This window comes from Saliniferula longa, assembly GCF_050789285.1.
Taxonomy (GTDB): Bacteria; Pseudomonadota; Alphaproteobacteria; order Rhodobacterales; family Rhodobacteraceae; genus CAVPWP01.
On record NZ_JBOUVX010000004.1, the window covers coordinates 393,419 to 403,598 of the forward strand.

8 protein-coding genes and 1 pseudogene are annotated in these 10,180 nt (G+C 63.7%); 4 read left to right on the plus strand and 5 right to left on the minus strand.

What is annotated here, in order from left to right; genetic code table 11:
* Positions 1 to 316: 316 nt before the first annotated feature.
* Positions 317 to 2,041, minus strand: coding sequence for an arylsulfatase (locus ACRDNQ_RS18500; protein ID WP_431830188.1), 1,725 nt, complete (start codon positions 2,039 to 2,041; stop codon positions 317 to 319).
* Between ACRDNQ_RS18500 and ACRDNQ_RS18505 the strand changes: the two are divergent.
* Both ACRDNQ_RS18505 and ACRDNQ_RS18510 read left to right on the plus strand, forming a co-directional pair.
* Positions 2,000 to 2,287: pseudogene (locus tag ACRDNQ_RS18505) on the plus strand (cyclic nucleotide-binding domain-containing protein); the annotation flags it as partial. The gene ACRDNQ_RS18500 and the pseudogene ACRDNQ_RS18505 sit on opposite strands and share 42 nt — an antisense overlap.
* 39 nt (positions 2,288 to 2,326) lie before the next feature.
* Entirely contained in the window at positions 2,327 to 2,662 is a 336-nt protein-coding gene (locus tag ACRDNQ_RS18510) for a Crp/Fnr family transcriptional regulator (protein WP_431830205.1), read from the plus strand.
* Positions 2,663 to 2,883: 221 nt separating this feature from the next.
* On the opposite strand, the gene ACRDNQ_RS18515 is transcribed toward ACRDNQ_RS18510, so the two are convergent.
* Positions 2,884 to 3,504 (minus strand): glutathione S-transferase family protein, encoded by a 621-nt coding sequence (locus ACRDNQ_RS18515; RefSeq protein WP_431830189.1) that lies wholly within the window; start codon positions 3,502 to 3,504, stop codon positions 2,884 to 2,886.
* 423 nt (positions 3,505 to 3,927) lie between these two features.
* Here ACRDNQ_RS18515 and ACRDNQ_RS18520 point away from each other — a divergent pair, with 423 nt between their 5' ends.
* Complete coding sequence (locus tag ACRDNQ_RS18520; RefSeq protein WP_431830206.1) at positions 3,928 to 4,035, plus strand: fasciclin domain-containing protein; 108 nt, start codon at positions 3,928 to 3,930, stop codon at positions 4,033 to 4,035.
* A 154-nt stretch (positions 4,036 to 4,189) separates the two neighbouring features.
* On the opposite strand, the gene ACRDNQ_RS18525 is transcribed toward ACRDNQ_RS18520, so the two are convergent.
* Both ACRDNQ_RS18525 and ACRDNQ_RS18530 read right to left on the minus strand, forming a co-directional pair.
* Positions 4,190 to 4,957, minus strand: coding sequence for a porin family protein (locus tag ACRDNQ_RS18525; protein WP_431830190.1), 768 nt, complete (start codon positions 4,955 to 4,957; stop codon positions 4,190 to 4,192).
* A gap of 244 nt (positions 4,958 to 5,201) precedes the next feature.
* Positions 5,202 to 6,065, minus strand: a complete 864-nt coding sequence (locus ACRDNQ_RS18530) for a Crp/Fnr family transcriptional regulator (protein ID WP_431830191.1) — start codon at positions 6,063 to 6,065, stop codon at positions 5,202 to 5,204.
* Between ACRDNQ_RS18530 and ACRDNQ_RS18535 the strand changes: the two genes are divergently transcribed.
* Complete coding sequence (locus tag ACRDNQ_RS18535) at positions 6,028 to 7,983, plus strand: DUF3604 domain-containing protein (protein ID WP_431830192.1); 1,956 nt, start codon at positions 6,028 to 6,030, stop codon at positions 7,981 to 7,983. The two genes, ACRDNQ_RS18530 and ACRDNQ_RS18535, sit on opposite strands and share 38 nt — an antisense overlap.
* A gap of 549 nt (positions 7,984 to 8,532) precedes the next feature.
* Here ACRDNQ_RS18535 and ACRDNQ_RS18540 read toward each other — a convergent pair.
* The gene (locus tag ACRDNQ_RS18540) at positions 8,533 to 9,807 is read right to left on the minus strand and encodes a DUF2254 domain-containing protein (protein WP_431830193.1); all 1,275 of its coding nucleotides are present in this window, start codon (positions 9,805 to 9,807) and stop codon (positions 8,533 to 8,535) included.
* Positions 9,808 to 10,180 lie beyond the last annotated feature (373 nt).

Sequence of the window (10,180 nt, forward strand, 5' to 3'; positions counted from 1 at the left end):
CTTTTAGAGGTGAGAAGGTAATTGGTTAAGCGTTCCGTGTCGTTCGGGGATTTCGTCGAGGGCACAAGAGGCGGTGCGAAGGGCATCATCGCTTCTCGATCATTGCCGACCGACCTGCTCGAACGCCGGCTGCAAGAGGCACGGACACATCCAGCTTCACCAGAATCGTCATGTGCTAAACGGCCCCCGGTGATTTTGCCTGTTGGAGATCCAGGCACTTGAAGGGCGGCGTAACGAGGTACACGCCGCCCTTCTTGTCCCGATCAAGCCGTTGGGGATGAACTCGATCGGACGGGACACCGTTCATGCCTGCGCGTCACTGAAGCGCCTTGCTGATGAAGTCTTCCACCACGTTCGACATGTCGAAGGACGTCCCGCCCTGGACAGGCGGATAATCGGCCAGCGACTGAAGATGCTCCTGCATCAGCACGCCCATTGGCTGGATCAGCCACGAGACCTTCTGCATCAGATGACCGTAGGAATCGCTGCTGTCGTAGCTTTCATAGGGGTCCGCGCGGATGTTGAAGACGAGAGGCACCGTGCGCGGGACGACGTTGGCGTAATAGTCTTCCTTCGTGGAGAAGTGGAACTTCCACGGTCCCATTCGAACAGCGGTAAGGATGCTCTCGTAGTAGTGGAAGATATGGTTGCGGGCGGACTGCTCCGTTTCGCCAAGCCAGTAGGGCAGGTTGTTCACGCCATCGATGTACTGGTTCATCTCTTCACGAACGCGCGTTACCGGATCGTCGATGCCCGCTGCGACAGCCAGCGTGGTGAACATGTCCTGATGCGCCTGCATGCCGTTCAGCGTCACGCCTTCCGGAAGCACGCCCGGCCAGCGGATGACGGACGGCACGCGGACCCCACCTTCATAGGTGGTCATCTTCTCGCCCCGGAAGGGCGTCGTGCCCCCGTGCGGCCACGAGGAATGTTCGGGCCCATTGTCGGTGGAGTACCACACGATCGTGTTGTCCGTCAGCCCTCGCTCGTCGAGCCAGTCAAGAACCTTGCCGATATCGCGATCATGCTCGATCAGCCCCGAACCGTAAAAGTCCTCTTCATGCGTGAACTCTTCGGCGAGATACCGCGACTCCTCGCTCAGACGGGTGTAAAGGTGCATCCGGCTCGTGTTCATCCATACGAAGAACGGATCACCGGCATCCTGTGCCGCCGCCATGAAATCGAGCGCGCGGGGTATCATCTCCTCCCCGTCGAAGGTCTTCATCCGCTCTTGGGTGAGCGGGCCGGTGTCCTCGATCGTCTGGTTGCCGACGACGCCGAAGCGCGGGCTCTCCGTGGCGTCGAACTCCTCGGTGGCGAAGCTGTGGATGACGCCCCGCGTGCCGAATTGCTCTTCATACGCTTCGAGCGATCCGGCGAATTGCGCCCCGAACCGTTGGTAATCGCGCTGCTCGGCCTCTTCCTGGGTATTCAGGTGATAGAGATTGCCGAAGAATTCGTCGAAGCCGTGATTTGTCGGCAGGTGCTCGTTCCGATCACCCAAATGGTTCTTCCCGAACTGTCCAGTCCGGTAGCCCTCCGCCTTGAGCAGCTCGGCGAGCGTGGGCGACTCCGCTTGCAGGCCAAGCGGAGAGCCCGGCTGACCGACTGTCGTCATGCCGGACCGGATCGGGTACTGGCCTGTGATGAAGGCGGCGCGCCCGGCAGTACAACTCGGCTGGGCGTAGTGATCCGTGAAGAGGATGCCCTCATTCGCGATCCGGTCAATGTTGGGGGTCGAATAGCCCATCACCGCATGGGAGTAGGCGGACAGGTTCGACCAGCCGATATCGTCGCCCCAGATGACAAGGATGTTCGGTCTTTCAGCTTCCTGCGCGAGGACGCTTCCCGTTGTGGCAGCCGCACAGACTGCCGCAAATGCCAATGGTCTCATCATTCCGGAGGCTCCTTTCGATTCCCGCGACTGCTCCCATGCGCGAAGATACCCGAAGGCATTCCTGTAATTGTGCCGTTGGGAACAATTGCATAAGATATGATCATGCTGCGCGATATTCTTCGGCGACATGGATGGCTGTCTCATCAGCCACAGGCGGTTCAGGATGCCGTTCTTTCCAGTGGACGCGAGCAGCGCTTCCACGCAGGGAGCACAATTTTTTCCGTCGGTGACCCGCCGGGTGGGTGCTACGCCATCGTCCAAGGCCAGCTTTCCGTAACGATTGCGCCTACCCAGAACGGGCCCACCCTCGCCCATGTCGCGAGGCCAGGCACCTGGTACGGAGAGGGCGCCTATCTGACACGCGGGCCGCGACGCGTAGGTTTGCAAGCGGTGGTGGACAGTGCACTGTTTCACCTTCCTCTCGATGCCATGGACAGACTGACAGCCGATGACCCGGAGTGGATACGTCGCTTCGCGCTGATCCTGATGTCGAACGTCGATCTGTCTCTTCACGCGATCGACGATCTTCTCATCCGAAATCCATCGCGACGGATCGCTGCCGTTTTGGTCCGCTGCCTCGGAGACGAAGGCGGAGGTACTCTCTCGATTTCCCAAACCGAACTGGGGCGCCTTTCGAATACCTCTCGCAAGGTCGTGAACCGGACGCTTGACCGATACGCCGAGCTTGGCTGGATCAATCAGGGGTACGGCCGGATCGAGGTCGCCGACGCAACTGCGCTTCGGTTCCACTCCTACGAGCCCTAGCCCCGGGATTGACGCCGGCATTGGCGATCCTTGCCAAGAACACCGATCAGTCCCAAGTGCGGCGATGATCCAAGGGGATCAGGAACTGCGCTGACTTGCATCGACAACGTCGTCGGTTCGGTGTCGAAGGTCCGCTTCCCGCAGAAAGTTGGCGCGCTCTGTGACCGTCTGCTTTGCCCAAGAAGCGCCCGTCTGACGAGAAGATCAGGATATGGACGGTCTCACGAATGTCGCGCCGCGACGGTCTTGGCATGCGGATCGGTCGCCACCGCATCGGCAAGGGCCGAAAGCCTAAGCGCGTCGGCTTTGTCCTCGGGCCCAAGCCAGGACAGGATGACCCAGATCAGGCAATCCACCCCCATGAGCCGCGGACCCAGCAGGAACGGCTCTCCGACCATCGCCATTTCCAGGAGGGCAAGGTGGCGCCGGACATAGGCCTGGGCCGCAGCCCGCACGCCGTCGGCCCCATGCGGATCGGTCGTGTAGCGGTCCGCATAAAAGGACCGCAGGACGCCTTCGTAGAGGTTGGCGTGAGCGAAGGCGAGCCAGCGGTCATGCTGGGCTCGCGCGGCCGAGCCGGGGGCCGGGGCGAGGCCGCTTTCTGGATGGGCATCGGCAAGATGGAGCAGGATTGCCGGGATCTCGGTGACAACCGACCCGTCCGGCAGGACGAGGACCGGCACCTGCCCGCGCGGGTTCAGGGCAAGGAAGTCCGGGCCCGCCAGATCGCCCGCCTCGGGATCGAGGTCGCGGACCTCGTGCGGGATGCCGCCCACCGCCAGCGCGACTTCGATGGCGGCAGAGCCGGATTGGGGGTAGCCGTAAAGGATGTATCCGGTCATGTCTGGTCGCAACTCCGCGCGGGCGTCCGCTCTCATCCGGCATTCCGCCAGTGGCCTGCCGCTTGACCACGAGATTGCCTGACGCCGCCATGCGATCAAGCACCTTTCGCCCCGAGCCGTGCCGGCGGTTTCGGAACTCCCCGCGATCGACCTGCGAACACCCGCCGTGCTTATGCGGCGATCTTCGCATTCCGGGTGCCGGTCGGACACGCCTTGCCTGTTTTGCTGGGTTTGGGTCAGGTCGGAGGTTGCGCGCATGACTTACGAACATGATCCGGAGGAGCTGGGTCGGCACAACCGTACTCCAGCGTGGACTGGCGGCCCTCGAGCGCCTTTGCTTCTCCGGAGAACTGCGTCCGACGCGGGGCTGGTCGAGACCCTTCAAGGCCCCGGCCCGATCACCGTCTTCGCGCCGGCGTGACCGTGAACGGGGCCAAGGGCGTAGCCGCCGACGTCGCCGCCTCGAACAGCGTGATCCACGTCATCAATGGCGTGCTTCTTCCGCAAGGATGTAAGTATGGATTGACTTGAGGGTAGCGGTTTTCCGGAGCCCTCTTCCTGTTCCGCGGTCGCCTTTCTGATGTGAACACGCTGAACCTACGCGGCCAGCGCCGCAGGAAGGCAAATCACGGCTGCTTTGCCCAACGCGCATCCCTCGGACGAGACCGGCGCAGATCGGTCGCGGTCAGAAACGCGCGGTTACACCGACCAGCGGCCCTGCCTGATCCATGTTCAGCGTCGCTCTGTCGAGGTCTTTTTCGATCGACAGGTGTCGATAGCCGAACTCCACTGCCCAGGTCTGATTGATGATGTAGCCGCCGCCGACATAGATCTGCCAACTCAGTTCAGAGCCGTCCCCGATGCCGAAGCCGCCAACGTCGGCATAGCTGCGGGCGAACCAGCGGTCCGACAGGGGAACGCTCAGATGTGCACCGATGATGGGATCGACCCAGCTTTCCGAAAAATTGAAGCTGCGGCCGCCGGGCGCGATGTTGCCCACGATGCTGGTATCGAGATCCAGATCGTAATAGCGCAGCCCGCCGCCGACTTCGAGCCGAACATCGGGCTGGTCGACGACCGCATAGCCGCCGAATGCCGACACGATCTTCAGCGTCGGATCGACTTCGGCCGATGAAAAGATCGGTCCCGGTGTTGCAAGGCTTGTTTCAAGAGAGGTGTAATTGAGGTCGCCCAGGATCACCCAAGGGCCGTTCCGCGCCTCGAATGTGGCGAAGAAGGCAAAATCCAGATCGTCGAGAATGTCCCCGAAGGACAGCTCCGTCTCGATCGTGCCAAACGGTGTTTCGACCGCCGTATCGAGCCCGCTCATCCAGACGTAGATCGAAGCGCCATATTCCCAAGACTGGGCCTGCGCGGACATCGGCAGGATCCCGGCGGAAAGGGATGCCACCAGAAAGGTCGTCTTTGCGTGCAGGTGTAATTGGCGCGTCATTGCTCTTCCCTTTACTGCGCCTCTATGCAGACCGACGTCGCCGGTCAGGACGTCACCAAGGCCGCTGCGTCGCTGTCGAGGCGGCATTCTTCCGCATCTCACTTTGCAAAATGCGACACTGCCCCAGACCTTGGGACCTGCCGCACTTGGCGATGTCTCTAGCGGGCGTGGTCGATTCGGATTGCGACAGATGGATCAAACCGGGCGCATTGCCGCGTGAATGTCGCACGCCGGTTGGCGAGTCTCAGCTTTCTGTCCGGTTTGCTTCTTTTTCGACGGCAGCGCGATCGACGATCGTGAGGCCGGCATAGCGCGTGTTGACGGCGCCCGATGCGATCAGCCGGGACAAAGAACGTCGGAACGTCGCGCGGCTCATCCCGGCCAGGCGCCCCAGATCCTCGTTGGTGGACTCGATGGACCCGTCCGGCGCGGCCACCCGCAGCAGCAACCGCGCGACGCGCGCCTTGGCGGGCAACGACAGGACTTCGCTGAGAATGCGGGTCGCCAGGGTGCCATTGATCGTCGAGAGACGGTGCATGTATTCCCAGTCGGCCGGATTTTCGGAAAGGTGACGCCGCAAGGCCGGGAACGGAATGCGGAACAGTCGGCATTCGCCCACCGCTTCGACCGACAGCGTGCGCGGCGCCCCGGGAAGCAGGGCGCCGTCGCCGATCCAGAAGCCCGCAACGGCGCGGTGGACGACGCATTCCTCGCCGCCCAGGATCGGGATGGCAATGTCGAGAAGCCCGCTGTCGATCCCGTAGACGGCGTCGGGCTCGTCCCCCGCCGAGTAGAGGCGCCTGCCTCCGGCGACGGTCACCCAGCGCCCGAGGTCCGCCAGGCGCAGCTGAAAGTCCTCGGGCTGCTGCGAGAGCCACCCGGAGGCGACAAGGTTTCCAAGACGCATGGCCGGGGTGACGCGGGCCGCCTTTTCTGATCCCTGGGCGGATCGGCGTGTTGCCACTGAATTCGCCCCTGATTGCTTCACTTGGCGCAGACTATTGGGCGCGGATGTGGTTTTGCAAAGACAAATCGCCAGCGGCGCCCCCCGTTCGAAGGAGACCCAAGACATGCGCAGATCTTTCGCACTCGTCGTCGTTTTCGCCATGTCCGCGGTGGCCCTCCCGACCGTCGCTCAGGAACATTCGACGCTGACGCCGGAGGTGGTTATCTCCGACGGCTTGCCGGCAGCCTTCCCGCCGGCGCCCTATTCGCCGAATGCCGGGGCCGATTACCCGGACGAGGTCTTCTTCGGGGACATGCATGTGCACACGATGCTGTCGGCGGACGCCGGTGGCGCGGGCGCGACGCTGCTGCCCGACGACGCCTATCGTTTTGCCATGGGAGAGGAGGTCGTCTCGACCACAGGGCAACGGGTCCAGCTGTCGAGGCCGCTCGATTTCTTCATGCTGACCGAACATTCTGACGGGATGGGCGTGATCCTCGACATCCTGACGGGGGCACCCAACATCCTGGCCGAGCCGATCGGGGCAGCGCTCCACGAGGCGTTCAACCGCGGCGGCACGGACGCTCAGGAAGCAGTATGGGAAATGATCGGCTTGTTCTCGCGCGGCGAGTTGCCGGAGGCACTGCTCTACGAACCCGGAAACCCGGCCTTTGACCGGGTCTGGAACGAAATCATCGACGCGGCCGAGCAGTTCTATGTCCCCGGGCAGTTTTCGACATTCGTGGCGTTCGAATGGACGCCATTCGTGAACGGCAACAACCTGCACCGCAACGTCATCTTCCGTGACGGTGCCGACAAGGTCAGCCAGATCGCCCCCTTCACGACCACGCCACCAGTGGGGTCGCCCAACCCGCGCGACCTGTGGGCCTGGATGCAGACCTATGAGGACGACACAGGCGGTCAGGTGCTTGCGGTTCCCCACAATGGAAACCTGTCGAATGGCATCATGTTCCCACTTGTCGACACGTTCGCGGACAATGCGCCGCTGGACGCCGATTATGCGCGGCTGCGCCAGGCTTGGGAGCCGCTCTATGAAGTGACGCAGGTGAAAGGTGACGGCGAGGCACATCCGCTGCTGTCGCCGGACGACGCCTTTGCAGACTACGAGACCTGGGATTTCGGCAATCTCGACATGAGCGAGGCCAAGACGCCCGAAATGCTGCCGGGAGAATACGCACGGTCGGGGTTGCAGCGCGGGCTGCTGCTTGAGCGGGAACTCGGCGTCAATCCGTTCAAGTTCGGACTGGTCGGCGCGACCGACACCCATACCGGACTTGCGACCTTCGACGAAAGCAACTTCTTCGGCAAGTTCGTGAGCTACGAGCCCAATCCCGGGCGGGCGACGCACCTGTCACAGGCAAATCCCGACCTTGGTCTGGAACGGTTGGGCTGGACGGATGCCGCGTCGGGGATCACGGCAGTATGGGCCACGGAAAACACCCGCGAGGCGATCTTTGACGCGATGGCCCGGCGCGAGGTCTATGCCACGACCGGGCCGCGTATCAAGGTGCGCCTGTTCGGGGGCTGGGACTACCCCGCCGACGCGGCTGTGTCGCCCGACATGGTGGGCACGGGCTATCGCGGCGGTGTACCGATGGGTGGCGATTTGCGTCCACGCCCCGCGACGGCAAGCGCGCCGCGCTTCATTGCGTCGGCCCTGCGCGACCCGGATGGGGCCAACCTTGACCGGTTGCAGATCATAAAGGGATGGGTCGATGCAGAGGGAGCGACGCGGGAACAGGTCTACGACGTGGCGTGGTCGGATGGCCGGGTGCCGGACGCGCAGGGCGCCCTGCCGCCGGTCGGCAGCACCGTCGATCTTTCTGGCCCGACCTGGACCAACACGATCGGCGCCGTAGAACTGGCCGTCGTCTGGCAGGACCCGGACTTCGATCCGGCGCTGCCCGCGTTCTACTACGCCCGTGTGATCGAGATTCCGACGCCGCGCTGGACCGCCTATGACGCGGTGGCCTTCGACCTCGACCTGCCAGAAGATATCCCGCTGATCACGCAGGAACGCGCCTACACATCGCCGATCTGGTACACGCCGTCGAAGTGATGGTTGGGCGCCGCAGCGCCAGCGAGGGCGATCAACGTCCGGTCTGGGCGGGAAGCATCGGGGCGTCAGCTCAAAGCACACGACTGATGTGTCGTCCGACCGGCACATAGGCTGGATTTCTCGAGCGGCCGCCTACTGAGGATAGCTGCCGGGTCGCATTTGTTGTGCGGACTCCCCGGTGCGAGGCAGTCCGGGCCGCCTCGCGCTTTCTTGAGGAGTTACTCCGCCGGTTCGATCTCGCTCAGCTGGTCTTGCCCCCTGAAACCGGACCACTCGGTGGGGGCAGGCCACCGCGAGAAGCGGATCGGCAGCACAAATGGAGGCGCGTGCGAGTGCCACGGAAGTTGCCCTGAGTGCTCGGCTGTAGCAGGGCGAACCCAGCTCGGGGTCCTGTTTGGGACCCGTTTCCCGGTTCTGACTTGCCTCCCGTCAGGCTGAAACCGTGAATGAAGCCGGAACCCTTGATGAACAGAATGACCTGAACTCCCATGGCAGGGGAGAGATCGAGAGTTCAGTCCTCGAAGGCAGCACCATCTCTCCTGAGAGCGTCTAGCGTTCACCGGCCGCAACCGCTGGCAGACCGACGCGGATCAGACGCGACGCAGCTTCGACGCGGGCGAGGTCTTCGGGGGCCATGCCGGCCGCGCGGCAGCGCGCAACGGCCGAGGCCGAGAGCGCCGTGGCCGCTTCCCCGAAGACGGCGGGGCTTCGGGCGGCCAGCGCGGCCAGTCCCTTCTGAAGACGCAGTTGCACCTCGACGACGCCGGCCCCGTCGCGCGCGATGGGCAAGAAGGCGTCCTCGATCATGTCCGAGGCAACAAGCGGCGGCACAACCACTTCGGGCCAGTTCACTTCGGGATCGACCGGTTCGCTCCAGGTCATGAGCACCCGCACGAGGCGCCCGATCGTCGCGATGGCGGTGCCTGGATCGTTCACGGCAGGCGACAGCGCGCGCGAGGCGATCTCGGCCAGAACGATCAGCCCGAACCGCGGGTCCTGGTCGAAGCTGCGGTCCCGCCCGATCGAGAAGGCCGCGCGGATCCGCGCGACCCTGTCCTCGGACGGCGCCGCGCCTTCAATTGACAGCAGCGGTCTGGCGGGATGAACGAAGGCGCCGGGCAGCGCGGCCAGCCAGACCCGCACGCCCGCCTCTTTCGCGCAGGCGGCAAGTGCCGCCATGTCGATGTGCTGCACGTAGCCGACCGTGTCGGCGGCGATCGGACGGACCCCGGACGGGATGTCGCCCAAGAGCGGCGCGCCGCCAAGGTAAGGGGCGGCAAGGCGCTCGGCCAGAGCCTCGGCTGCGGCAGCCTCGACCCGGTCGAGCGTGTCGCCCATTCGCCCGAAGCTTGTCAGATGCGTGATCCAGCGCAGCAGCGCCACCACGACCACGACCACCACCGCGCCCGTCGCCGCAAAGAGGATGAACCGCCCCGCCTCGTCGTAGTAGCCCGCCTGAAGTGCGATGAGGGCCACAAGGCTGAAGAGAAACGCGCCGAGGAAGGTCGCAAGGACATTCTGCGTCGTCGGATCCTCCTGCAGAAGCGCCGTCGCCCGGGGAGTGGCCGTATTGGCGGCCGCCGCGAAGGCCGAGACCGCGATCGACAACGAAAAGGTCGTCACCGCAAGCATGGAAGAGGCGAGGATCGTCAGCACCTGCTCGACCGAGCTAGCCCCAAGCCGGGTGCCCCAGCCCGGCGGCACCGCAGGACCGATCAGCGGGGCGACCGCGGCGACGGCCAGCGCAAGCAGCGCGAAGGCCGACACCCGAACCCAGATGCGGCGCAGGGTGCGTCGCAGATGCCAGAGGTACTTTCCGAACATGGGACGCCTTTCGAGAGCTTCGTTGATGGTGACGGCAAGACGGGCGTAACGACAACCATCGATTCCAGATCCGCAGAGAATCAGGCTGTTAGCGCAAGCATATTGCCCAAACGATCGCGCCCTCGGTCGGCTGGCAGCCGCAGGGTCTTGGAATTGCGCAACTTTATTGCCCCGTCGCAACATTGTTGCGCCTGCGGCGAATCGCCTCAGGAGCGCAGGGTATATTTCAGTATACGACGGTGCACAAATTCTGCGCCGCGGTGCGGCGAATGATCTGGATCAAGGCATCGTTGCGTCAACGCTGACAAAGCCGCACGCAGCCACGAGGAGGAGGACCCCGGACCATGCTCGACAACGACGAGAAGACCCACGT